The sequence below is a fragment of the Virgibacillus proomii genome, assembly GCF_018916875.1.
Taxonomy (GTDB): Bacteria; Bacillota; Bacilli; order Bacillales; family Amphibacillaceae; genus Virgibacillus; species Virgibacillus proomii_B.
Genome location: NZ_JAHLNO010000019.1, coordinates 504,862 through 529,173, shown reverse-complemented (window position 1 = coordinate 529,173; position 24,312 = coordinate 504,862). Strand labels below are relative to the sequence as shown.

General features: G+C 34.3%; 23 protein-coding genes, 2 tRNA genes and 3 pseudogenes. 8 read left to right on the top strand and 20 right to left on the bottom strand.

What is annotated here, in order from left to right; all coding sequences use genetic code 11:
- Position 1: 1 nt before the first annotated feature.
- Complete coding sequence (locus KQI21_RS09800; protein WP_216483998.1) at positions 2–493, bottom strand: thiamine pyrophosphate-binding protein; 492 nt, start codon at positions 491–493, stop codon at positions 2–4.
- 115 nt (positions 494–608) lie between these two features.
- Between KQI21_RS09800 and KQI21_RS09795 the strand changes: the two genes are divergently transcribed.
- The 4 genes and pseudogenes from KQI21_RS09795 (at position 609) to KQI21_RS09785 (ending at position 4,225) form a co-directional block, all read left to right on the top strand.
- Complete coding sequence (locus KQI21_RS09795; protein ID WP_216483997.1) at positions 609–1,799, top strand: ATP-grasp domain-containing protein; 1,191 nt, start codon at positions 609–611, stop codon at positions 1,797–1,799.
- Positions 1,800–1,908: 109 nt separating this feature from the next.
- Positions 1,909–2,212: pseudogene (locus KQI21_RS16150) on the top strand (transposase); the annotation flags it as partial.
- A 653-nt stretch (positions 2,213–2,865) separates the two neighbouring features.
- Positions 2,866–2,938, top strand: a tRNA-Thr gene (locus KQI21_RS09790).
- A gap of 924 nt (positions 2,939–3,862) precedes the next feature.
- Positions 3,863–4,225, top strand: a complete 363-nt coding sequence (locus KQI21_RS09785) for a YhjD family protein (RefSeq protein ID WP_216483996.1) — start codon at positions 3,863–3,865, stop codon at positions 4,223–4,225.
- Positions 4,226–4,295: 70 nt separating this feature from the next.
- Here the strand turns inward: KQI21_RS09785 and KQI21_RS09780 are convergent, their stop codons facing one another.
- From KQI21_RS09780 to KQI21_RS09740, 9 genes and pseudogenes are all read right to left on the bottom strand, one after another.
- Positions 4,296–4,508, bottom strand: coding sequence for a bacteriocin immunity protein (locus KQI21_RS09780; RefSeq protein WP_216484302.1), 213 nt, complete (start codon positions 4,506–4,508; stop codon positions 4,296–4,298).
- Between the two features lie 3 nt (positions 4,509–4,511).
- Positions 4,512–4,964: pseudogene (locus tag KQI21_RS09775) on the bottom strand (pyocin-S2/colicin E7-DNase domain-containing protein); the annotation flags it as partial.
- Between the two features lie 19 nt (positions 4,965–4,983).
- Entirely contained in the window at positions 4,984–5,184 is a 201-nt protein-coding gene (locus KQI21_RS09770) for a hypothetical protein (RefSeq protein ID WP_216483994.1), read from the bottom strand.
- A complete protein-coding gene (locus KQI21_RS09765; RefSeq protein WP_216483993.1) occupies positions 5,142–5,504 on the bottom strand; it encodes a hypothetical protein in 363 nt (120 codons plus the stop codon). The genes KQI21_RS09770 and KQI21_RS09765 overlap by 43 nt, the downstream gene beginning before the upstream one ends.
- 187 nt (positions 5,505–5,691) lie before the next feature.
- A complete protein-coding gene (locus KQI21_RS17070) occupies positions 5,692–6,060 on the bottom strand; it encodes a T7SS effector LXG polymorphic toxin (protein WP_216483992.1) in 369 nt (122 codons plus the stop codon).
- Positions 6,061–6,278: 218 nt separating this feature from the next.
- Entirely contained in the window at positions 6,279–6,518 is a 240-nt protein-coding gene (locus KQI21_RS09755; protein WP_216483991.1) for a hypothetical protein, read from the bottom strand.
- Positions 6,519–6,976: 458 nt separating this feature from the next.
- A complete protein-coding gene (locus KQI21_RS09750) occupies positions 6,977–7,204 on the bottom strand; it encodes a hypothetical protein (protein WP_216483990.1) in 228 nt (75 codons plus the stop codon).
- Positions 7,205–7,686: 482 nt separating this feature from the next.
- The gene (locus KQI21_RS09745) at positions 7,687–8,196 is read right to left on the bottom strand and encodes a ClbS/DfsB family four-helix bundle protein (protein WP_216483989.1); all 510 of its coding nucleotides are present in this window, start codon (positions 8,194–8,196) and stop codon (positions 7,687–7,689) included.
- Between the two features lie 331 nt (positions 8,197–8,527).
- Positions 8,528–8,719 (bottom strand): annotated as a pseudogene (locus KQI21_RS09740) (BhlA/UviB family holin-like peptide); the annotation flags it as partial.
- 150 nt (positions 8,720–8,869) lie between these two features.
- On the opposite strand from KQI21_RS09740, the gene KQI21_RS09735 reads away from it, so the two are divergent.
- Positions 8,870–9,256, top strand: coding sequence for a DUF1259 domain-containing protein (locus KQI21_RS09735; RefSeq protein ID WP_216483988.1), 387 nt, complete (start codon positions 8,870–8,872; stop codon positions 9,254–9,256).
- Between the two features lie 44 nt (positions 9,257–9,300).
- On the opposite strand, the gene KQI21_RS09730 is transcribed toward KQI21_RS09735, so the two are convergent.
- Both KQI21_RS09730 and purU read right to left on the bottom strand, forming a co-directional pair.
- Positions 9,301–9,471: a hypothetical protein gene (locus KQI21_RS09730; protein WP_216483987.1), complete on the bottom strand. Its 171-nt coding sequence runs from the start codon at positions 9,469–9,471 to the stop codon at positions 9,301–9,303.
- A 301-nt stretch (positions 9,472–9,772) separates the two neighbouring features.
- Positions 9,773–10,672, bottom strand: a complete 900-nt coding sequence (gene purU, locus KQI21_RS09725; protein ID WP_216483986.1) for a formyltetrahydrofolate deformylase — start codon at positions 10,670–10,672, stop codon at positions 9,773–9,775.
- A 650-nt stretch (positions 10,673–11,322) separates the two neighbouring features.
- On the opposite strand from purU, the gene KQI21_RS09720 reads away from it, so the two are divergent.
- A tRNA-Ser gene (locus KQI21_RS09720) sits at positions 11,323–11,412 on the top strand.
- 329 nt (positions 11,413–11,741) lie between these two features.
- Here the strand turns inward: KQI21_RS09720 and mgtE are convergent.
- The 8 genes from mgtE to KQI21_RS09680 form a co-directional block, all read right to left on the bottom strand.
- Positions 11,742–13,100, bottom strand: coding sequence for a magnesium transporter (mgtE, locus tag KQI21_RS09715; RefSeq protein ID WP_216483985.1), 1,359 nt, complete (start codon positions 13,098–13,100; stop codon positions 11,742–11,744).
- A gap of 816 nt (positions 13,101–13,916) precedes the next feature.
- Complete coding sequence (locus KQI21_RS09710) at positions 13,917–14,627, bottom strand: gamma-glutamyl-gamma-aminobutyrate hydrolase family protein (protein WP_216483984.1); 711 nt, start codon at positions 14,625–14,627, stop codon at positions 13,917–13,919.
- A 262-nt stretch (positions 14,628–14,889) separates the two neighbouring features.
- On the bottom strand, positions 14,890–15,225 hold the full coding sequence (locus tag KQI21_RS09705) for a hypothetical protein (protein WP_216483983.1): 336 nt from the start codon (positions 15,223–15,225) through the stop codon (positions 14,890–14,892).
- A 348-nt stretch (positions 15,226–15,573) separates the two neighbouring features.
- Positions 15,574–16,341, bottom strand: coding sequence for a phosphonate ABC transporter, permease protein PhnE (gene phnE / locus KQI21_RS09700; RefSeq protein WP_216483982.1), 768 nt, complete (start codon positions 16,339–16,341; stop codon positions 15,574–15,576).
- Positions 16,338–17,138, bottom strand: coding sequence for a phosphonate ABC transporter, permease protein PhnE (phnE, locus tag KQI21_RS09695; RefSeq protein WP_216483981.1), 801 nt, complete (start codon positions 17,136–17,138; stop codon positions 16,338–16,340). Before phnE (KQI21_RS09695) ends, phnE (KQI21_RS09700) begins: the two co-directional genes overlap by 4 nt.
- Positions 17,135–17,905 carry a phosphonate ABC transporter ATP-binding protein gene (gene phnC, locus KQI21_RS09690; protein WP_216483980.1) on the bottom strand — a complete coding sequence of 257 codons (771 nt, stop codon included), beginning with the start codon at positions 17,903–17,905 and terminating at the stop codon, positions 17,135–17,137. The genes phnE (KQI21_RS09695) and phnC overlap by 4 nt, the downstream gene beginning before the upstream one ends.
- Before the next feature lie 188 nt (positions 17,906–18,093).
- Complete coding sequence (gene phnD, locus KQI21_RS09685) at positions 18,094–19,029, bottom strand: phosphate/phosphite/phosphonate ABC transporter substrate-binding protein (protein ID WP_373687658.1); 936 nt, start codon at positions 19,027–19,029, stop codon at positions 18,094–18,096.
- A 54-nt stretch (positions 19,030–19,083) separates the two neighbouring features.
- A complete protein-coding gene (locus KQI21_RS09680; RefSeq protein ID WP_216483978.1) occupies positions 19,084–20,616 on the bottom strand; it encodes a motility-associated ABC transporter substrate-binding family protein in 1,533 nt (510 codons plus the stop codon).
- Between the two features lie 323 nt (positions 20,617–20,939).
- On the opposite strand from KQI21_RS09680, the gene KQI21_RS09675 reads away from it, so the two are divergent.
- The gene (locus KQI21_RS09675) at positions 20,940–21,473 is read left to right on the top strand and encodes a hypothetical protein (protein ID WP_216483977.1); all 534 of its coding nucleotides are present in this window, start codon (positions 20,940–20,942) and stop codon (positions 21,471–21,473) included.
- Positions 21,474–21,793: 320 nt separating this feature from the next.
- Positions 21,794–23,851 carry a thioredoxin domain-containing protein gene (locus KQI21_RS09670; RefSeq protein WP_216483976.1) on the top strand — a complete coding sequence of 686 codons (2,058 nt, stop codon included), beginning with the start codon at positions 21,794–21,796 and terminating at the stop codon, positions 23,849–23,851.
- Positions 23,852–24,312: the final 461 nt, after the last annotated feature.

Sequence of the window (24,312 nt, the reverse complement as noted above, 5' to 3'; positions counted from 1 at the left end):
TTTAAACATTATCTTTTATAATTAGTGCCGCAGGACGTTTGGTAGAATTAATAGTATTTATCAAAGGCGTTATTGAATTTTTTATATTTTCTAAATTTAACACTTCGTATGGAATATCAACAGAACTTAAAACATCAAGCAGTTTTTTTCCAATAACGTCATGCTCTACCGCATCAGAATTGTATCCACGCCAGCTGATAATTAGTAAAGTAGGGACATCATAAATCAAATTAAATGAGGTCAAAACATTTAAACAATAACCCAGCCCAGAATTCTGCATCAATACAACGCTTTTCTCTCCACTCAGACTAAAGCCTGATGCTAATCCTACTGCTGAATCCTCTCTTATTGCAGGAAAGTACTGAATATCCCGGAAAGTTTTATTCTCTAATTCTAAGAATATCCCTTTCAGTAAAGAGCAAGGAACTCCTGTGTAGTAAGTATAGTCATGTTTTAGTAAGCTTTTGATAATTTCTTTAGAGATACTTGCCATAATACCCCTCCCATATTATAATAAACCAAATAAGTTTCTGAAAAATTCGATTTTTATTTTTCTATTATTACATATTTTTGTAAAAATAACAAATTCTTTCAGGAGGAATTTATAAATGGGCTTAATCATAATGCTTGGAGCAAGTGAATTAGGTATAAAAGCTGCTAGGAAATTAAATTATGATGTTGTTGTTATAGAAAAAAAAGGAAAAGAACTAAATAAGTATGTTACTAGTGAAGTGTTATCTATATACTTTTCTGATATTAGTGATTCCTTCGAAACTATTGAATTGATCAAATCTATTCATAAAATGCACGGAAAGTCTTCATTAATTATTAGTTTTACAGAACTTGGTCTTGAAACTGCTGCCATTGCAAGTGAATATTTCAATTTAAAAACAAACTCTATAACTGCTATTAAAAATACTAGAAATAAAATAGAAATGAGGAAAGCTCTAAATAAATATGAGGAATTGTCATTATGTTTCTGGCATGGTTTGATAGATGAAATTCCTGATTTATCAAATATAGATTTGAATCTTATTGTGAAACCTTCAGACGGATATGGTAGTAAAAACATTTCTTTTATTGGTGGCAAATTAGATTGGAATAACTGGAAAGAAAAAAATATTAATAATAAAAATACTGAATGGATAATTGAACCTTATATTGATGGTAATGAATTTAGTGTAGAAACAGTTTCTTCTAATGGATTTCATAATATTATTGGTATTACTGAAAAAGATACTACCGGACTCCCCAACTTTGTTGAGATAGGTCATTCTGTGCCGGCAAAACTAAGCGAATTAGAATCAAATATTATTAATGACTACACAATTAAAGTTCTCAATGCGTTAAATATTGAATTTGGCGCAGGTCACCTAGAATTTAAATGGGACAATAATAAAAATCAACCTGTTCTAATAGAAGCTCATACTAGACCAGGTGGTGATAAGATTCCATATCTTCATTATTTAACCTCAGGTCTTGATCAATATGCCCTAGCTATTGAATCATTAAGTAAAACTATAAACATTACATCGCCAGTACCCAATTCCTTCGCTTGTATCAGATTTATTGAAACGGAACCTGGATTACTAAAAGGACTACAGATTAACCAACCGATTAATGATAATGTGGTTGAGTATCATTTTGATTATAAACTTGGGGAATACATCCCAGAATTGAAAGACTCATTAAGTAGAGTTGGTCACGTTATATTTTGGCATAAGAATTTAAGTAAATTAAATGAGATAAAAAATACCTTTATGGATAGCATTCACCTCAATTATTTTTCGAGAGTGTAAAATATTTTGTTTAAATAGAAAAAAACTACTAAGATGTTCATAGAAAAAGGAAGCCCCTTTTTGTAGAATAAAGTTAGCCAACTACATTCACAGAAAAGAGGTCTTCCCTATGAAATATCCTTATTATAGATTTAATCGAGGTAATAGCAAAAAACAAGATATTGAAGAAGTTTTTCGTCGTCACTTGGAAACAACTATCAATCAGCTACTAAAACAAGAACTAACCGTGTTTGGTTGATTATGAGCCGATGAATGAAAAGGAGTTCATTCTAGTAACTATCACAACGGCTTTTATGATCGTACTTTTAAAACGGAATAAGGAGAATTGCAACTTCGTATTCCGAGAGATCGAAATGGGGAAGTTCCAACAACAAACATTAGCTCCATACAAGCGCTCAAATGATACCCTTGACTTTAATCTAGTAGGGGGTTTTTGAACCTTTTTCGGTGAGAACCATTTAATTAATTATCTTTCATTCAAAATTTTGAAATACTTGCTTCTTGTAAAAATTGATCAATCTGTTGTTTATGAATGGTTATCGTAACCATATAGGAATAACCCGAATACTTGTCTCATTCCTCTAGTGTAAATGTTGTAAACAATCAGCTTCTGTTTTCCCCCTTGAAACTGCAACCAACTTTTCTCGCATCATTATCTTTTATTAATCAAATGTTCTACTGTTAATCAAGATATGCATATGCAGAAGCTCTAGTGTTAATCACTTCAAACTGTACACTCCTAATTATCTTGCCTTATGAAAAGCATTTCTTCTAGAATGGATGGATCCCACCTTGTAAAGCAACTAATTATTTCGGCTAAACCATTTTTTTATTCTGCTAAAAAAAATTTCTTCTTGCGTTTTCTTTTAAACTCTGTATCCAATTATTTTCCTGTTCAAAACTGTATATCAACTCATCAATTATAAGGATTTTACTCCTCCTATCTATCAACTATAAACAATATCTGAATTTACTTAAAAGTACCTCTTTTAGGATTATTATTATTATATACATAGGGGTTGATGAAAGTATTCAATAGGAGTATTATATTTTATGTGATCTATCTGCTGGTGTAGCACAGCTGGTAGTGCACTTCACTCGTAATGAAGGGGTCGGAGGTTCGAATCCTCTCACCAGCATCATGGATAAACTTTGATATAATGCGACTCTTGAAAATTTCAAGAGTCGCATTTTTAATTTCATTTTATTCTTTCGATGGCATTTTGACGGCGAATCTTTATTATAGATTGGTTTTTAGTGGTTCTTATTCATCTAAGGGGCTATTATTTTTTCATAAAAATTAATGCCACCTTTTTGTAACTAGTTTCGATTATGGTTGAGGAGGTAGTTTTGTCGTGGAAAAACTAATGCCAGGAAATTGGTTGGTTTGGACCTGCTGGAGAATGGGGGTACTTAATCTAAAAAGGCAGCATATAATAAGGTATATAATAAAGTGAAACTTCATTCAGTAGGAGTTTTCTTCCATCTCCTACTGAATGTTAGTACCACAAGGGTATGACCTAAAGGCCCTTGAACGAATCGGGCATTTAGGTGCCGTTTTCTCCCACTTAGACCCTGTTGTATCAACTCAGGTCTTGAAGTGGGAGGCTTACGGCACCTTACATGCGGGATAAAACAACATTTGATATTTTTAAGTTGATTAAAAACCTGTTTAAATAATTTAGAGGCTGGGACATAAGCAAATACTAAATAGCAAAAACCGAACAATTCATTTATAATTGTTCGGTTTGTTTGTGTTAAAAAAATTCCTATCATCGCTACGTCAAACTATTTCGCTTTCCGCGGGCACGGCCTCAGCTTCCTCGGAAAGCAAAGATCGCTTTCCTGCGGGATCTTCAGCTCGAGCTATTCCCGCAGGAGTCTACATATTTTGACTACGCTAAAAACTTGCGTATACACAAGGACGATTTATTGTTCGTTTTTTAATCAGCTGTTTTAGTTATGTCCCAGCCTCTTTTTATTTTGGTAAAAAGTAACTGTTGATAAAACATAATCAACTTGCATACAATAGGAACAAATGTTCCTCTATATAGGTGATCAACATGAATAACGAACTAAGAAAACTTGCAGTTGATTTTATTACTATTCCACTTGCAATTGCTGTGTTTAAACATGATCAAAAACATTTCGATGGTCTTCAAGAAACTAACATATATTTGGATTTAACAGATGAAGCAATTAGACTTTTAGAAAAAGACCTTGTTGCAGCTAAGCAACAAATGTACAGCAAATACCATATAGACATAAAAAGAATAGGTAAAACAGAATATAGATGGAAATATCAAGATAAGTCTGGTGTTTGGAGTTATACTCCTGAACAGTTAAAAGAAATGACTGAAAAAGTTTATATGAAGTATTTGAGTAAAGCAAGGAACTTTGAAATAAAACGTCGTGGTTTTTATTAATTTTAATTTACGGTAAAACACCTTGAAAGGCTATTACCAATCAAGGTGTTTTAGTTATCACTCTAATAAATTATTTTTCCTCTTTATATGCTAAAGCAACCTTCACTATTTCCTCTGGTGATAACTCCTCATCACTCCAAAAAATTAAATCGCTAGGAGCTGGATGAGGAACATTTTTTTCTAGTAATTCTATATATTCACTTACTTCTTCATCAGGTAACTTGGGATTACATATCTTTTTCACTAGTTCAACTAATTCCTCTTTAGATAATTTTTTACTTATAAATTACCTTCTCCTTTCCTTATTTATCCCTTTTTTCCCAAAATGATATGCAGGATCTAAAATATTTTGATACATTTTAGGTGAAGTAATCATTAAATTGTCAAGATTATATACATCTCCACCCTTGTCTATAGGTTGTTTATGGTGAAGTATATATGACTTATGCTTCCCGTAATGCTCTACTTTAGGTATGATAGGAGAGTTTCCTTCCAGCATTCTTGAAACACTTCGGCTATTAAACTCCTTTGCAAAATCAGAATTTGCTATAGATTTCCAAAAGTCTTTTCTAAAATCGTCGAATGATCTGTAATGCTTACCTAATAGATTATCTCTTACCTCTTTTGGTATTATACCTATTGTTCCTTTATTATACATAAGTTTTGTTTGCTTATTAAGGCTTTTATCTAAATTGAAACTCTTGGTTACAACTCCTGACTTATTCCTTAAGTTTTCGCTTAATTTATTACCTTTACCCTTAACCTTCCTTAGCTGGCATTTTGGTTTTATTCGTAAATTTAATTGTTCCGCCAGCTTTAATCAGTTTTAAAGGTTTTCCTACTGGAAGAATAGAAGCTTCAGATATTACTCTATCAATTGTAGAAGCCTCTGAATTCATTACTGTTTTAACATCATCTAAAATAAGAAAGTCCACTGTTTTTTTACAATGCCGTTGCACCAAATTCTCCTGCTTTTACAAATGTATCTTTTTACACCATCGGCAGCCTTTTCTAACCAGCTTTTTTCTGGATCCATTGGCTTATGTCGATTAGCTGGAATCGTATTAACTAGTTCATAGTTTATACCTGTTTCTGATTTGAACTTCCGCACTTTCCTGCCATCAGCTAACGTGTAATAAATTCCTTGTCTTATTCCCTTGTAATCGGAAACCTTTACTTTCGAAACAACAAGATGCTCGATTGTTGAAAACTCACTTGCAGTTAAACTATCCCCCGTTGCTGCTAGGATGGCATGCATAGCACGATAGCTGTAATTCATTGTTTTCAGTCCAAAACGCTTCTGTTAAATAGTTAATGGGAATCGCTACTAGTGGGGTAAACTTTGAAAATAGACGTTTACCAAGCTCCCCCATAATTACTTGTAAATCTATGGCATTCTTTCCAGCCTTTTTCATGAGACCTTGCATCAGTTTCTGATGAATCTTTTGATCAGCTATCTTTCTTGCCTAATACGTTGCAATATTTATCTGACCACTGTTTCCTAACTCTCTAATTTGACTTACATAGTTCTTCATTGTATGGAGATCTTGCTCCACAGGCTCTAGCTTAGCTGTATGGATTGTTTTACTTCCCGTAAAGTACCCATGTAATTGGTAATAAAACCCTCCAGAAACAACAGAAATGGCATGTGTACCTCTTGATAAAAAGCTCAAATGGAGTTTAGCTGTCTTCCCTTTAAAAGCTCCCTCTAAAGCTATAATACCTTCTATGCTTTTCTGTATGTTTTTGATTTGTGTATGTATCTGTTCTAGTTGCGCTAATGTTTTGTCGATAAGGCGATGACATTCCCCTACATAAAGCGCTTTAATGAACATCTCCTCCCATCTTAGTTGAAATTCAATTTCCCCGTTAGTTGCATTATACTAAAAGCACAAAATTTATTGAATTGTTTAAAAAAATAAAAATTCCATCTCCCCGTAACTCATTTAGATTATGGTTATGGGAAGGTAGTGGTGGAAAAAAAGCTTGCTCCTTTTTAATGGAAAGATTTTTAGCACAATTCACTTAGTAATAACATACACTACAATATAAGTTACTTATAAAAGAAAGCCCCCACTAACATGAGGGCTATCCCGTTTTTTATAAGTCTATATTTAATAATACCAACAGCAACAACAGTATTTCTTTTTAGGCTTCTTTTTACAAGGATCAAAACAATCGTGACTATCATAATCATAGCTACAATGGAAACAATCACAATGGCATTTCTTTTTACACCTATCACAACAATGATGGTGTTTCTTTTCATTTGAATAGTAATAGCACATAACAATCCTCCTTCCTTTTACTTCATAGTATGATTATAAAAAGAAGGTGATTGGACAGGTTTCATAGTAAAAGAAATATAGCATAATCATATTATTAATTTGATAGTAACTTGTTTTCTCTAGAACATATTTTTAATTATTCCGGGCAAACTATTAGGGAAGCTACATCGACTGTAGGTTCCCTTCCGTAGCCCCTCAACAAAGAAGAGCTTATTTTATTACCTCAATTTATTAAGCAACTGTGAATTTTGTGCAGCAGTACCTATGTAATTTTTAATCTTATGCTTTGCAGTCAAATTATTTACTGTGGTACCGTTGCCCATTCCAGATCCGATGCAGAAAATAACCGCCAATCTCCAAACTTTCCTGAACTATCACTTTTTCTGATATATGTTTCAGCTCGTTTACTAAATGCTGTTGCATATTGAACGCATTCACTTGAATTTTGCTGTAACACTGTGTATTAAAACCAAGTAAAATTTTTCAATGGTTGGTTTATTAAATTTCTACCTCTATAAAACCCTATTTTAGTAATTTTATTTATATCAGATCCTTCCGGTATCATTAATGCTTGACCATTATCATATGCTACTTTGTGCATTTGTGCGTGAATATTCATATATTTTTTTGCTTCCAATAGGGCTTTATCTGCTTTTTCTTGGCTCCTGACACGGTTTCTTTTGCATTCCATGTATTCCTCTCATTAGCCGTGATGTGGCGAACAGTATCAGCCACATGTGTTTTAAACTCCGATTTGGCCGCTTGCTGGACATTGTCTACATTACTTCAAACCTACTTGTGTTTTTGTAACTCTATGAGGATTAGATTTATTATTTGCGTGAGAATTTACCTTAGACTGTGCACCTTCAGTAGTTTCCATTTCTATCCATTCAGATCAAACGTTAGTTCTCCAAAACCTAAAATATATTTTACTATTGTTTGCTGATGTAAGCATTTGAGTTATCCTATCAGTATAAGATGTAAAAACAATTAAAGTACTAAAATTACTAGGAGAATTTTCATTACGCTCACACTATCTTAGAAACCTTCTACAAAATAAAAAGTATGGACATTGGGAAAATTTAAATAGAGTCTATTTCTTTTAATTGATAAGAAATAGACTCTTATTGGCTTTTGCTTAAATTTTAAGGATACTTATTTTTCTTAAATTACTTATAAAACTATTTTTTTCCATTTACGAATTTTAGTTCTAAAATTCGTAAATGGAGCAACTGTATTGATATGCACCCACTTCCAAACAGGCCACATTGCTTTTGTTGTGGCCCATTTTCTCTGTTCTGGTTGGAATAATTCTGCTTCAGAAAGATTATTTATCCATTCGATTAACTTACAGATCAACTTTGTCAACTCTTCCTCCTGCTGTTTTAAGGTTAAAAAACCATATTGCTCATAAAATGATTTATAAAGCCCGCCTAAGTTATTCCATTTGTAAGCTGGAGTAGGCGTTTTTACGTTAAGTCCACATTGTTCGTCTTTTTCCCACGATAGTAACAAGTTAATCCACCCCAATTGATAAGAAAGCATTTCAGAAGGTGATTTATCCACTTCAGTAATATGTTTATCTCTCAGCTCTTCAGGAATCCCCTTAAATTCTTCAATAAATTTCTTATAGGATTCATTGATAGATTCAATTAATTCTTCAGCATTTAAGTACTGTTTCATAATTCTTTCACACCTTTATTTTTGATACTTTCAGTATATAGTATAAAAACATAATAGTATTAGGAATTTTTTACAAAAAAATCCAAGACTCATTCAAGAAATGATCTAATAGCAGCAACCCTGCGCCACTTATGATTAACAGTCCATAATGTTTTGTTTCCATCATCACTTATCAAGAAATAATCAACGGCTAGTCTGTAATTGTGCAGCGACTGACCAGGCTTTCCATTAGTGACTATGTTACCTGGAGGTGTTCTCCCTTGATTATATAGGTGCTGTTGTTCTGCATTTGAACGATACCTTTACTGAGAAACCTGGGCGGTAATCGATCTTCAATACCATCTAATTTGTTAATTACAATGTCATATTTTTCGCTGAACTTCTTTAACGTTCTATTTTGATCGATTGTTTGGTAAAGCTTTTTCTCTCTTGCAGCTGCTTTTCTGCTGAACCAAAAAAGCCAAACAAAAAGAACCGCAAAGGGTCCTTGTGTAAGAAAGTATTGGGTTAAATTTGCATCTATTTTTGCACCACCTAAAAACAAATTAATCAAGTTCAACTTAGGACAATCTTAGGTTCTAAATTCAATTATAAAAAATTTAATATAGCTACCTAGACAGGCTCTAATTCTTTTTCATATCTTATAGAAGATTCATAGAAAGGAGGAAACAATTTGTCAACCTGTCAACAATTAGCAAATATTATAGGCGGAGAGGTTATTACTGCCGCTCCTGTTTGTGTGGTTCAGCGTCTAAGAAGAATTAATGCTTCTATTTTAGGTCGTCGTACTCGTTCCCCTTTAGCCCTACCCTTCGCGCTTTCCTTTGAAAACAACAGAAATGGAAGGACACTAAACTTAGGTGAGACCGTCATCCTCCAAAAAGAAATTAATCCTTTCATTTCTGCATTACGAAAAAGAAGGATTACGGTAACAGCAGTTCATAACCATTGGCTTTTTGAAGAACCACGCTTAATGTATATGCATTGGGAGAATGTTGGTAATCCTTTTGTATTTGCTAGAAACAGTTTCGAAGCTGCTAAAGAAGTAGGAATATTATAATGACAAACCATTTGTGACATTTCAAATAATGTCTCAAATGGTTTTTAGTGAAAATATCCTTTTTGATGTGTGTCAAAAGCATTCCAATTAAAAAGGTTTGCATATTGCATAATCGTATCCATTTCCTCAAATTTTTCTACTAGTAGCATATCGATTAAAGTATCCTTCACTTGTGCTTTAGTATCCTTAACAAGTTTTTGTTTAATAAATTGCACCAAAACCTCTACTAAAAAATAAAGGATTCTTATTAAGTTAATTTCTTACTTTACTTATCTATGATTACGATAAATAAGTTTATGGACTTTACTTATTTTATCGTTTTTGTAATTGCAGATCTAGCTCCCCAACTTTTTTCACTAAAGATTCTTACTTTTAATGGTAAAAAACATATATAAAACGATCCTTCTTTGTGATACTATTACTTGGAAGAAGGAGTACGTATGGTAGTTCTAAGTACATTATTAGGTACAATTGGAACGTTTGGTATTATAATTGGCATTGTTGTTATTCAATTTACTAAAACACAATTGTTTTATTTCCATGAACGATGATTCGATCCTGTAAATGCCATTTTACTGCTCTCGAGAGTACCGTACGCTCAATGGATTGTCCAATTTTTTTCATATTGTCACTACTATCCCTATGGGTGACTCTTTCAATATCCTGTTCAATTATTGGACCTTCATCTAAATCATTGGTTACATAATGTGACGTTGCACCAATCATTTTCACCCCACGCTGATAAGCGCGTTCGTAAGGTTTTGCTCCAATAAAAGCAGGTAAAAATGAGTGATGAATATTAATAATTTTATTTTCATATTTTTCAACGAAATGACTAGTAAGAATTTGCATATAGCGAGCTAATACGATTAAATCTACATTGTGCTCTTTTAATAATTGTATTTGTTTTTCTTCCACCTGTTGGCGAATATCTTTATTAGCAGGAATGTAATAGAACGGAATACCCAATGCCTCCACTGTCTCTCTTGACGTTTCATGATTACTAATGACTAGGGCGATATTAGCCATTAAATCACCACTTTGATACTCCCATACTAACTCTAGAAGACAATGCGGTTCTTTTGATACGAAGATGGCAATATTTTTAAGCTGACTAACATACAATAATTGCCAATCCATAGAAAATTTTTCCGCTATTGGTTGAAATTCTTGTTCCAGTATTTCTGACTTTTCCTTTAAATTTGGACATACAAATTCAATCCGCATAAAAAATTGCCCACCATTAGGGTCAATTGTATGCTGATCAGAAGCGATAATATTTGCTTCATGCTTAAATAAGAAATCAGACACTGCAGCAACGATACCCGGTTGATCTGGACACTTTATTAAAAAACGTGCTTTATTCTCATTTTCTGTTTGAAACTGTTGTATATTTTCTTTCATGTACTGATTCATTTTCGATACCTCAATCATTTTTTTATGTATATTACTTTATTCTATTCTCTAAATTCGGTCAAGGTCTCTTCTGGAAAATAACCTGCATACCATTTTGATATGATCCACATATTGCAATCTAATCATCACATGTCACAAAAAGTGCTGAAATTAAAAACACAATGAAGTTTCTCCATAACTAGATAAAGCGAAACTCTCACTAAATAAAGTGAAACTTCATTCAGTAGGAGTTTTCTTCCATCTCCTACTGAATGTTAGTACCATAAGGGTATGACCTAAAGGCTCTTGAACGAATCGGGCATTTAGGTGCCGTCTTCTCCCACTTAGAACCTTTTGTACCAACTCAGGCTCTTGAAGTGGGAGTCTTACGGCACCTTACATGCGGGATAAATTTTCTTTCCTTATAGACTATTAGTTAAACAAATCGTTTTAATGGATAGTTTTTCTCTCCTTTCCTTTTAGTTTCACACGAATCTTAAGGAAAAGTGTTATTTTTATTTATTGAAAAAAATGCAAATAAATTCTTTTGCCATAAATAAACAAATTGTTTCGAAATATGATAAAGAACCTTAGAAAATTTAAGCTGGATGACTTGTCAAAAAGCTATATTTCATTTACAATATTTTAATGTAGGTTTACTATTTTTATAGGGAGAAGTACCCAAGCCCGGCTGAAGGGGACGCACTCGAAATGCGTTAGGACGTGCAAGCGTCGCGTGGGTTCAAATCCCACCTTCTCCGTTTGAAGCTTCACTGATTTATTATTCACTGGTATAAAATCTTGAGAAGTCTATAATGTTATATATTATTAACAACGTTACCATTAGAAAAACTTGGCTTGTCGCCAAGTCTTTAGCGAAAGCTGTAGTTTTTCTTATACTATAAACCCTAAAATTTTATACTTTCCTATAGTACAAAAAAGAGAAGATTTATTTCTTCTCTTTTTTGTATATGGAAAGATTATTTATTTTAACTGCTATCCACTAATTTATATAGCTGGCTTCCGCAAAGTAGCTATAAAAACCTAAGTAAGTCGAAACTCTCGAATAAATTTTTATTGGGCTTCTTAGCTACATTAATTCTGAAATAAACAAAGTAGCAATTCCAAAGTAAATAAGTAGAGACAAAATATCATTAATTGTTGTAATCAAAGGGCCTGAGGCGATTGCAGGATCAAATTTAAATTTATATAAAATTAAAGGAATAATTGTTCCTGCTAAAGTACCGATAATTAAAGTTATTAATAAAGAACTTCCTACCACTATTCCCAGTGTAAGACTACCTTGCCAGACCAGTGCGATAATGGAAATCAATGTACCACAAATAACACCAATAATAATACCTACCCAAAATTCACGAAGGATGAGTTTTATTACTTGTTTAAAATTTAAGTCCTGAGACACTAGACCCCTGACAACAACAGCAAGAGATTGGGTTCCTGTATTACCAGTCATCCCTGCAATCATGGGCATAAAAAAAGCTAAAGGAACAACTTTTTCCAAGGTTGCGGAGAATCCATCTATAATACTTCCCGAAACAAGACCAATAAATAATAATAAAATAAGCCAAGGCAAGCGTCGTAATGTAGCAGCCAGAGGTTTTGTATTAAAATCAATTGACTTCCCAGAAGCAGATAATTTTCCAATATCTTCATTCGCTTCTTGAATGAAGACATCAATAATATCGTCAACTGTAATGACACCAACTAGAATATCCTCTTCTTCAACAACAGGAATTGATATAAAATCATAACGGCTAATTAATTTAGCCACTTCTTCTTGATCTGTATGTACATTTACTTTGATTACTCTGCTGTACATAATATCTTCAATTTTATCTTGTAAATCCGCTAGTAGTAAGTCCTTGTAGGAGACAACCCCCACCAATTTCTTCTGATCATCAATAACATAAAGATAATTGAGATATTCTGCCAATTCAGCGAAATGTTTTAATTTATCCACTGCTTCTCTGACTGAAAAATGCTTAGGTATCCATACATACCGATTGTTCATGATTCTTCCAGCAGTTTCAGATGAATAGTTCATTAAGTTTTGAACAATTTCAGATTCTTCTTGTTTCATTTCAGATATCAATTCTTCCATTTTATCTGCATCTAAATCAGATAAAAGGTCGGCTAAATCATCATTTTCCATTAAGTCGAGAACCTTGGTTGATTTTTCAATGCCAAGTTTTTGCAAAACATCTAATTGGTAGTCCTTATCTAATTCTCCAATTAATTCTGTTAGCTGCTCAATTGTCATGTATAAAAGAAACTTATTTCGGTGTTTACTTGGTAAATGTTTATATTGCTCTGCCATATCATATGGCTGTAACTCATTTATAATATCCTGAAAAGACTTTTTCTTACCTTCTTTTAAATTTTGAATAATAGCAAGTATTACTTCATCTTCCGTCATAGAAAGCGTCATTGAAATCTCACCTTTCAAAAAGCAAATGAAACCAAATTTACTCTTGTAAATTATTATGTACATATTAAAAAATGATATTATAATTACAATTACCTTTATATATAAATGAAGGAAGGAAAACTAGTGATATTAATTGATATTAACACATTTAATCTATACTGAAAAATAATTTAATAATAGATAAAGAAAGCTGTAACTTTAAATACATTTTAAATTAAGAAAAGACTAATCTCATAAAGGCTATTTTAAATTTTCGTGACAACCCTTTTTGCCTCCACTCAGGTGTTATATTTATCTTTTTCAGAGAAGAAATTTTTAGTCTAGCAGGGCTAACACTGCTAAACTAAAAATGGCATATGACAAATAAACCTAAAGATTTTGCTTTCTTTTCAAGGTTAATCATATAGCATTTATTAAAGTTACCCATGTTAACTAGGTGGCACTTGTTTCATAGATAAAGTTGTCTGATGAACTAAATGCCATCGCATGAATTATATACTTCTTTTCGTGAGTTTTAGAAGTTATTCATTGCCCCTTATCGATTCCATTTTATTATTCATGATCGCAGGCCTTGTATATTAAACTGATTTACATAGGAATATGAAGTCAGTTGGTTTTTTGACACTTAATTAAGCCTTGAGCAACTTCACCTCTTTTACTATTAGAAAAACTTGGCTTGTCGCCAAGTCTTTAGCGAAAGCTGTAGTTTTTCTTATACTATAAACCATAAAATTTTATACTCTCCTATAGTATAAGAAGATACACACACAATATCTTTAATTCTTACTACTTATTGTTAATAGTTACCTAATATTATTAATACTTACACGATTGCACAAAAGCAGCATATATTTTTTTGGATATTGACTCCCCCTTTCTTGCCATATTTTCGGGATGCCATTGTACCCCCAAAACAAATGGGTCATTTTTTCCTTCTATTGCTTCCACAACGCCATCACTAGCCGTTCCACAAATCCAAATACCTTTTCCCGGCTTCCGATTAGCCTGATGATGCCTACTATTAACTTTTATTTTAGATCTTCCAGTAATCTCCCGTAATAAAGTACCGTCAGACACGTATACAAAATGAGATGCATGACTTTGTGGCGCATATTGCTTATGTTGCAATAAATCTCCTTCTTTTTGTGCATAAATATCTTGGTACATATCACCGCCTAACGCTACATTTAAAATTTGGCAACCTCTGCATACCCCAAAGATCGGTTTATTTAAATTTAATATTTTCCTTATAATTTGAACCTCATACTGATCGCGAATCGGATTAATTTCACCTAATTTTGGATGAGGTTCTTCATTAAAAAATGTTGGGTCAATGCTGTTACCTCCCGTTAAATATAATCCATCAATCATCTGGACAATACGATTTAATTGAAGTTCGGATACTACAAATGGTAACACGATCGGTACTCCACCAGCTTCTTTAATTGCCGCTATATGATCTGCACTAACAAAGTGTAGGTTGCTTTCATTTTCAATAGAAGGGGTAACGCCAATAACTGGATTCACTTTATACACGCTCCTTGTATATAGAATTTTTGGTCTATTTAATCTTTATAAAGTATACCTTCTTATAATCCACAAATTGGTACGATCCTAAAACTGGTGTGGATGTTGTAGTCTCCTCTTTCTTTTAAAATATCAGACATTTTAACAGTAATTTTCTGTTTTAAACTTCTCCATTTTTTGCAACATATAAAGTAAGATAAAGAGAAACTTCATTCAGTAGGGCTTTTTCTTCAGCACCTACTGATAAGAAGTAGAACAAAGACTAAAATCGTAACACCCTTGAAAAACCGCGATGCTTATTCAAGAAGCTTTCTCTGTCCTTGAAAAAAAAATACACTTTTTCTGCGTGCGATGTATCGCTGCCGAATCTTTCCTTGTCCTTGAAAAGGAAAGCACTTTTCTGCGTGCGATGCTTATTCAAGAAGCTTTCCTTGTCCTTGAAAAAGAAAACCACTTTTTCTGCGTGCGAAGTATTGCTGTCGTAGCAACTCTGTCCTTGAAAAAAAAAATCACTTTTTCTGCGTGCGAAGTATTGCTGTCGTAGCAACTCTGTCCTTGAAAAAGAAAACCACTTTTTCTGCGTGGGATGCTTATTCAAGAAGCTTTCTCTGTCCTGTCGCCCCAAACAAATCGGGAATTTTAGGTGCCTTTATTCTCCACTTAGACTTCTTTTTCTCTACAATTCTTGAAGCGAATTCTTATGACACTTTAGATACGAATAATAGTAGTATTTCAAGCTAATAAATAAGTTAACTTTTTGTTATATGTTATTCAAACTTCAAGCAAATAGTCCCATTCCATCCGCTTCATAAATTTAAATCTTGTATAAGCGACATATATAACTTTAACAATTCCCGATTAAGCTACAATTTTACACAACTACAAATAAACAGACTTCATCAAATAATTAAAGATAAAGTCTGTTTATATTCATTCCTAACTTTAATTAAATTAACTTAGCTCTTAACTTACCAGAAATAATATCAATTAACGTAACCATAACAATAATCCCTAACAAGATAATTCCAACCCGTTCCCAATCTCTTACACTCAAGGCAAAAATAAGCGGTGTACCTATACCGCCAGCACCGATAACACCCAGAACTGCTGCAGCTCGCACATTGACTTCAAATCGATACAGGATAAATGAAAAAAAGTTTGGCAGCACTTGAGGGACAATCGCAAAAATAAATGTTTTAACCGGATTTGCTCCGGAAGCGATTAAAGCTTCCTTTGCACTCAAATCAACATTATCGACACTTTCCGAAATTAGTTTTCCCAACATACCTACAGCACCAATTCCCAGTGCCAATACACCTGCAAACGCCCCCGGGCCAACTGCTTTAATGAACAATAAAGCTAATACAATGTCAGGAAACACGCGAATAAAACTTAAGATAAACTTACTTGTTCCAACTGCTAAATGAGACTTGACAATGTTTTTTGAAGCTAAAAAGGCAAATGGAATGCAAAGAATTCCTGCAATAAACGTACTTAGTAAAGCAATTGCTAATGTATCAAACAAACCTTGAAGCAAATCCTCACCACCAGGATCATAAACATAGCTCCAATCCGGTTGAAACAGCCCTGAAAAAATAGCAGATACAACTTCAACTGAGGTTTCCTTCCACTCTATTTTCGGTAACCCGGTAAACGCCCATATGTAAATAGCTGAAGTAACAATTAGAATCGTAATAAGACGTATTCGCTTCATGCCAATTTCTCCCTTATTCTCGTAGAAAGATAATCGATAATTAACACAACTGCTAACGTATACATAATAATCGAAGCAGTTTTTCCATAGTCAAGAAAGCCAAGCGTTTGTTCATAATACAATCCAATACCTCCTGCCCCAACTAAGCCCAATACCGCTGCTGCTCGAATGTTTATTTCAAATGTGTATAAAAAGAAAGACATAAACGATGCCATGACTTGTGGAACTACTCCGTAAAAAATCCATTTGATCTTGTTAGCACCAACAGCAGTCATCGCTTCGAGCGGACCTGGATCAATCGCTTCAACGGCTTCGTAAAAAAGCTTAGCAATAATTCCAATGGAAAATAGCATTAAAGCAAAGATTCCTGGAATAGAGCCGATTCCAAAAACAGCTACGAATAGGGCAGCCAATAATAACTCAGGTATGGTGCGAATTAAATTCAAAACAAATCTGGCTGGAACAGTAATCCATGCGGACTGAAAAACATTACGTGCTGCTATAATCGATAGTGGAAATGCTATCAATCCTCCAAGCGTTGTGCCAATGACAGCCATCCGGATTGTTTCTAAAATCGGCGTAGTAATCACCGATAAATAGTCCCAATTTGGCGGTACTAATTGAACGATTAAATCCCACATATTTGGAAATCCCCTTACTAATTCCGTAAATGAAAACTCGATTTGCCAACCGCTCCAAAAAATTGCTGTAGTTACAAGTAAAGTAGTCAAAATTGGCTTTAGCTTTCTAGGAGGAACAGACATCTCAGCCGACTGTTTTAATTGTGCTTCTTTCATTTTGCTACCCCTATCTGATTCATTGTTTGATTATTTTTTCCATAGATGTTTGCAAAAACTTCTCTAGTCGCCTCTTTCGCCGTACCATCAAACACTACTTCCCCGTTTTTTAAACCGATGATCCTACTGGCATACGCTCGAGCAAGATCCACAGAATGTAAATTCACAACCATGGTTATGTTTAATTCTTGATTTATTCTATATAAATCATCCATTACTTGCTTTGTTGTAATAGGGTCTAATGAAGCTACTGGTTCATCCGCTAAAATTACTTTCGCTTCCTGTGCCAGTGCCCGAGCAATGGATACCCGCTGCTGTTGTCCTCCAGATAACTGATCAGCTCGAATATATGCTTTTTCCAATATATTCACTCGTTCTAGCGCATCAATAGCGATTTGCTTATCCTGTTTAGAAAATAAGCCAAACATCATCTTTAGTGTGGAATGATATCCTACACGACCAGACAGGACATTTCTCATGACGGATGAACGTCGTACGAGATTAAAGTTTTGAAAGATCATACCAATATCCCGACGAATGCGGTATAATTCACGCCCTTTGGCTTTTGTTATCGAATTTCCATTAATTAAAATTTCTCCTTCACTTATGTCATGAAGGCGATTGATCGAACGAAGCAAGGTAGATTTTCCCGCTCCTGATAACCCTACAATAACAATAAATTCACCTGCTTCCATTTGTAAATGAATGTTATTTAATCCACGAGTCCCATTTGAATAAACTTTAGAAACATGTTTTAACTCTATCAAGATTTCTCCCTACTTTCTTATTGGAGTAAAAGAAGGCTGCTCGCATTTTGCGACAGCCTGTCTTTTTATTTAATTAATTGGCAATGAATAGTGATTGGCATAAAGCTTCATAAGCCAGTCTTCTGCCAATCATCCATTACGATCTGAATAGTATATGGCTTACCTGCTTATGATCTATTATTCTATAATTATTGTTCGACTTCTTTACTTACTTTTTCTTCATATTCTCTAACCATATCGAAATTACTATCTTTTGATTCTACGTACCCTTCGTGGGAATAAATCTCCTGAATAATTTCACGAGTCTCTTCATCTTTTCCAATTGCAATAAATGCGTCTGTTATTGCCTTTTTCATTTTCTCGTCAATTCCCGGTCGGACAGCGATCGTATCATTTGGAATTGGTTGTGTAAACTCAATAATTCGTGTTTTTTCAAATATATCTTCATAATCTTTAGCTACAACATTACGAGCATCTTGGAAAGTAACAGCCGCATCCACATCCCCATTTAATAGAGAAATAATCGCTTGGTCATGCCCTTTTAATGTTACTGCTTCGACATCCTTTAATGGGTGGATACCTGCTTCTAGCAAAGTAGCTGCCGGCCAAACGAAACCTGCAGATGACGTTACGTTTTGATAGCCAATTTTCTTTCCTTTTAAATCTGCAACTGATTCAATACCAGAACCTTTATTAACAATAAAAATGGACTTATATGAATCAACCAATTCCTCTGTCGGTGAACCATCATCGTTTACACCGTAGCGCTGTGCTTGCAATAATACTTCTGCCGCCCCTTTTTCTTTAGCCAACACATAGGCAGTCGGCGGTAAAAATCCGACATCTATTTGTTCAGAAGCCATTGCTTCAATAATCGTGTTGTAGTCAGTCGATACACTTACCTCGACAGGGATGTCTAATTCATCGCTGAGCAGTTTTTCTAAAGGCTTTGCTTTTGCTTCTAATGTGTCTGCATTTTGCGAAGGCACAAATTGAACAGATAGCTTGTCTAATTTTTCTTTGCCCTTTTCTGCTTTTGCATTTTCCCCTTTATTTCCACAGGCAGAAAGAAGAACAATGAATAATAAAGCCAGCCCTAAAAATTTAATTTTTTTCAAATTAATTCCTCCCGATTAACTTAAAATGCTTCTTGTAGTTATGACAAGAACAATTCAAACTTATTTAACTAAAACCGTAGTTGTATACAATTTACTGCTGTTTTTTCTTAAGCGAAGGTTCACTTTCCCTTGAACTCCTTTTTTTACTTGGATGGTTAATTTTTTGGAAGCTATACCACCCTCGTTTGCAGTCAATGAAAACTCTTCGCTATAGCCATATGATGAAGGCCAATCGCCATTTTTATTTTTTATTTTCGCTACTTGCATTCCGCCGTCAAGATACATCCCTACATTATATCCTGATACTGTTTGTCCTGGAGATAATCCCGAAATGATTAATTCTACTTTAGATGGTTCTGCATTAGAGATAGGTTCTTCCATTTTGAATTGGTAAGAAGGGTCTTTAACAGGATCTGATCTTGATCCATAAGCTCCAGGTGCAAAGGTTAAAGGATCAAACCAATCATATCCGGCAAGTGGCTCTTTCCAAGGTTCTTTTTTTGGCTCAGTAGAATTTATAGGCAACTCTTTTTCAAGCATTGGTGAAACATCATCTAATGGAATTGCCGTATCTGAAAATTGAGCATAGTCTTCATCCTTAGCTAACCAATCAACCATATTTAATAACAACTCTGCGTTATCTGCTTCCTGAAAACCATCATACGTTCTTTTTGGCTTCCCTGTCTCTTCATTACGATATTTTGGTGTTGCGTCTTCAACAGGCGAGGAGTCGCCAATGAAAGCAGCTTTTCCACGCTTTAATTTGGATATAGCAACATATGGACCCTCTTCTTTTCCACCACCGTGATAAATTCCTTCATCTACTGCTGGTCCCCATTTATCACTTTCATCTAAGTTATCTGGTAAATAAACAATTCCCTTCGCAGTATCAGGATTTGTAATTGCCAGTGTAGACCCGGCATGCATAGTAACTTTGCTTATACCTTTAGTAATATTAAAAGAATCCTTAGGAGCTACAACTTGATCAGCTATGATTGTTCCAGGAGCATTATAGCGAAACCGTATCCCAAAATGATTAGATAGCCAGTCAGAGCTTTCTACATTTTGCATTGCTTTAGATTCTCTTTCCTCTTTATCCATTCCTTTTAAAGGATTGTCAAATGCTCCTCGTCGAAAGCCGTTCATAATCTCCGAAGAGTCCCAGCGATTTTTATTACGATCTGCATTATAATGATCTGAAATAAAAAAAACACTTCCCCCATTTTCCACATATTCCACTATTGCTGCTTGTTCCTCTTTCTTAAAAGGTATATTTGCTTCTGGTATTATAAAAACGTCATAAAATGCTAGATCCCCCACATTAATTGGGTCTTTTTGCCGTAGTTCTTTTACTTCATATCCATTGTTAGCGATACCTTCTGCAAAATCTGAAAAAGCTCCATCAATAACCCAATCAGCTTGTCCAGCTGTTTGTCCGTGCGTATTATCAAATAAAACACGTTTGCCATTTGGAAGATCCGGACTAATTTCTGGAGCTGTATCCTCTACTCCCTCTGCTTGAAGACTAATTGGAAAAGCTAATAAAGCTAAGCAAATCGCTAAAAAGAACGCCATAAACTTTTCTCTTACCATGAACTACCTACTCTCCCTCCTTCTTATGCTTATTCTCTATTGTATAAAATGTTTGTTTTGCTAGTATTAACCAAGTGTAAATTTTCTGTAAGTTTATATAAAACATAGAAATTTAAATACATATTTGGTATTTATTCTTTTGAAACAATTAATCTATTAACACATGTTACTATTGGGATCGACTAATATAAGTAAGTTTATGTTTATATATAAAATAGTAAACCTACATGTAATTTGCCCCGTTTTTTTAGAAAAGTTCAAATACAAGCTGAAACTTTTTAAGACTTTATCCGTAGTTACTGATAACAAAGGAGGATTAGGTCATGCGCATATATCACTTAAAAGATGTACTTTATTTTTCCAGAAAAAAATCGCTCCCAATAACTATAGATGGGAATGACATTGGTTATGTACGAAAAACCACTTCAGATAATCTTGAAAAAAGTAGTACCTTCTCATATACAAGCATCGATGAACAGGATGATTTTATCTTAGGAATTAAGAACAATGGCTGGAAACGATTCGTATTAGCTGAATATCAGCTGGTTACCGAATCCAACCGATATGAATTTAAAGATAAAGCAGGAAATAATTTATTTTATTTTTGTGTAGTTGGTAATATGGAAGGTCATGATATTCTAATTGAAGAAAACTGGTCGGGAGATTTAGAGGTGAAATTAAATAAGGTTAAAGTAGCGAAGATTAAAGTGGGAGAATTCAGCCTAAAAACGACATTTCAATTTGATGACACAATAGAAGAAAACAGCCCATTATTTGCACTCACGATTTTGATGTATTTTATGTTTCAAATCTATGAGGACGAAGCGGAAGTGATAGAAAACCTTTTGGATGTGTAAAAAAGTGTACAGATCTTTTTTATGTTTAAAAGTCAGATGAAATGGAGGTTATCACTAGCCTATCTTTTTCCTTCAAGCTTTGAACTTAAAAAATACATACTATATTTCTATTTCACTTTTTTTAATTGCTAAAAACTCAAGATTACTCCTAATTTGTACAAAAAATGGCAAACTTAATCAGTTGACTTTACCATCAAATATTTTGATAAGGTTAAAATACCTTCATTAAATAATGTATTTAAAGGGTATAGTAAATAGTGATTTAAACTTTTTATACGATGTATCAAAAAATTTAGCTATTAAAGGGGTAATTATATAAAATGAATTTAGATAAACAACCTAATCGGTTAATCCATGAGAAAAGCCCTTACTTGCTTCAACATGCATATAATCCAGTAAATTGGTATTCGTGGTCAGAAGAAGCATTCGTTAAAGCAAAACAACAAAATAAACCAATTTTCCTTTCAATTGGTTATAGTACTTGTCATTGGTGTCATGTCATGGCAAGGGAGTCCTTTGAAGATAGAGAGGTTGCTTCCATCCTGAATGATAACTTTATTTCCATTAAAGTCGATCGTGAAGAAAGACCGGATATCGATTCTATCTATATGAAAGTATGTCAAATGATGGCAGGACACGGAGGATGGCCACTTTCTATCTTTATGACACCAGATAAGGTACCATTTTATGCAGGAACATACTTTCCAAAACAACAAAAATACGGTATGCCAAGCTTCGTTGATTTACTTCAGGGGCTTTCTAAAAAGTTCCAACAAGATCCACAGCATATTTTAGAAGTTACAAAAAGTGTGGAAAATGCATTAGATCGAACGCTTACAATAAAAAGTAATCAGCGCCTAACTGAAAAACATGTAGAAGAAGCTTACAATCAATTAGGTAAAAGCTTTGACTTTGAATACGGCGGTTTTGACAAAGCTCCGAAGTTTCCCATGCCGCATAACTTGATGTTTCTTATGCGGCAATTTTATTTTTCGAAAAATACCGCACCTTTAAAAATGGCGGAGCATACGCTGCATTCCATGGCTGCTGGCGGTATTTACGACCAGATTGGCTTTGGCTTTTCCCGTTACAGTACAGATGAAATTTGGCTTGTTCCACACTTTGAAAAAATGCTCTACGATAACGCACTGCTATTAATTGCCTATACAGAAGCATTTCAAATCACACACCGTCCATTTTACCGGAAAATTAGTGAAGAAATGATTGAATTTATCTCTAGGGAAATGACTTCTGCTGATGGTGCATTTTATTCGGCTATTGATGCTGATTCGGAAGGGGTTGAAGGAAAGTACTATGTTTGGGATTACGAAGAAATCATCACTATCTTAGGCGATGAACTTGGAAACTTATATGCAACATTTTACGATATTACTCCGGAGGGAAACTTCTCAGGATCAAATATTCCTAACCGGATTGAGAGCAATAAAGTTTCCATGACTGAACAAAGCGAAACGTTTGAGAAAACGATAGAAGATAAACTTGAATCAGCCCGAAAGAAATTGCTCCAAGAACGTGAAAAGCGAGTTTACCCACATGTAGACGATAAAGTTCTAACAAGCTGGAATGGACTGATGATCGCTGGATTAGCCAAAGCAGGAAAAGTGTTTCAAAATAAAACGTATATTACCATGGCACAACAAGCAATGCAGTTTATCGAGAACCATTTAGTACAGAACGGTCGATTAATGGCGAGATATCGTGATAACGAAACAAAATACTTAAGTTATTTAGACGATTACGCGTTTCTATTATGGGGATATAGCGAATTATATGATGCAACCTTTCATCTAACTTATTTGCAAAAAGCAAAACAACTACTGGATCAAATGCTGGAATTGTTTTGGGATCATGAACATGGAGGGTTTTATTTCTCCGGAAAAGATAGTGAAGCGCTGATCGCCAAAGACAAAGAAGTATATGATGGCGCTCTTCCCTCGGGAAATAGTGTTGCGGCAGTAATGTTTGTCCGCATGGGGTATCTAACTGGAGAAACACGTTATCTGGATTATGCAGAAGAAATGTTTTACAGCTTTTATGACGACTTAAAAGTTCAGGCTTCAGCAAGCCCGTTTTTCATGCAAAGTCTACAGCTAATGGAATTTCCCTCAAAAGAAGTCGTTGTCATTGGTTCAAACGCTGATCCAAAAAAGCAAGCTTTTTTACAACAGCTTCAAGAAATGTTTTTGCCAAATGTAACGATATTATCGCTTGAAGATAGTGATCAAGTTAATGACATTGCTCCATTTGCAAGTGCCTATCGAGCTATTAATGGAGAAACAACCATTTATGTTTGTGAAAACTTCTCTTGTAAGCAACCAACTACAAATATTGCAGAAGCGCTTAGCTATATAGAGTAAAACTTCTTCAGTGGGGATTTTCATCATCCCTACTGACAAGAAGTAGAATTAAAGCTATAATTCCTTGAAAAAACGGATGTATTGCTATTGTCCAATTGCAACGCCTTTGTGATTGACGTCCGAAAACGTTACTGAAGCTTTCCTTGTCCTTGAAAATCGCGATGTATCACCGCCGAAGCTTTCCTTGTCCTTGAAAATCGCGATGTATCGCTGCCGAAGCTTTCCTTGTCCTTGAAAATCGCGATGTATCGCTGCCGAAGCTTTCCTTGTCCTTGAAAAAAGGACACTTTTTCTATGTGGAACGTCTATTTAAGAAGTCTTTCTTGTGGCCTATTCAAGAAATCTTACTGATCCTGCCCACCGAACGCATCGGATTTTTGGTGTATTATCTCCCGCTTAGACTTCTTCTTACTCTAAGTAAGAGCATGCGGACATCATAGATGTGGTAACTATTTTAATAC

What these genes read in the sequence shown, in the direction of transcription:
- KQI21_RS17070 (WP_216483992.1), bottom strand. Translation starts at nt 6,060, where the DNA reads ATGTTCATTAAAGCGCTTTATGTAGGGGAATGTCATCGCCTTATCGAC.
- KQI21_RS09675 (WP_216483977.1), top strand. Translation starts at nt 20,940, where the DNA reads ATGCGCATATATCACTTAAAAGATGTACTTTATTTTTCCAGAAAAAAA.
- purU (WP_216483986.1), bottom strand. Translation starts at nt 10,672, where the DNA reads ATGAATCAGTACATGAAAGAAAATATACAACAGTTTCAAACAGAAAAT.
- phnE (WP_216483981.1), bottom strand. Translation starts at nt 17,138, where the DNA reads ATGAAAGAAGCACAATTAAAACAGTCGGCTGAGATGTCTGTTCCTCCT.
- KQI21_RS09795 (WP_216483997.1), top strand. Translation starts at nt 609, where the DNA reads ATGGGCTTAATCATAATGCTTGGAGCAAGTGAATTAGGTATAAAAGCT.
- KQI21_RS09750 (WP_216483990.1), bottom strand. Translation starts at nt 7,204, where the DNA reads ATGGAATGCAAAAGAAACCGTGTCAGGAGCCAAGAAAAAGCAGATAAA.
- KQI21_RS09785 (WP_216483996.1), top strand. Translation starts at nt 3,863, where the DNA reads ATGAATAACGAACTAAGAAAACTTGCAGTTGATTTTATTACTATTCCA.
- KQI21_RS09680 (WP_216483978.1), bottom strand. Translation starts at nt 20,616, where the DNA reads ATGGTAAGAGAAAAGTTTATGGCGTTCTTTTTAGCGATTTGCTTAGCT.
- KQI21_RS09670 (WP_216483976.1), top strand. Translation starts at nt 21,794, where the DNA reads ATGAATTTAGATAAACAACCTAATCGGTTAATCCATGAGAAAAGCCCT.
- phnE (WP_216483982.1), bottom strand. Translation starts at nt 16,341, where the DNA reads ATGAAGCGAATACGTCTTATTACGATTCTAATTGTTACTTCAGCTATT.
- KQI21_RS09800 (WP_216483998.1), bottom strand. Translation starts at nt 493, where the DNA reads ATGGCAAGTATCTCTAAAGAAATTATCAAAAGCTTACTAAAACATGAC.
- KQI21_RS09765 (WP_216483993.1), bottom strand. Translation starts at nt 5,504, where the DNA reads ATGAATTACAGCTATCGTGCTATGCATGCCATCCTAGCAGCAACGGGG.
- KQI21_RS09745 (WP_216483989.1), bottom strand. Translation starts at nt 8,196, where the DNA reads ATGAAACAGTACTTAAATGCTGAAGAATTAATTGAATCTATCAATGAA.
- mgtE (WP_216483985.1), bottom strand. Translation starts at nt 13,100, where the DNA reads ATGACGCTTTCTATGACGGAAGATGAAGTAATACTTGCTATTATTCAA.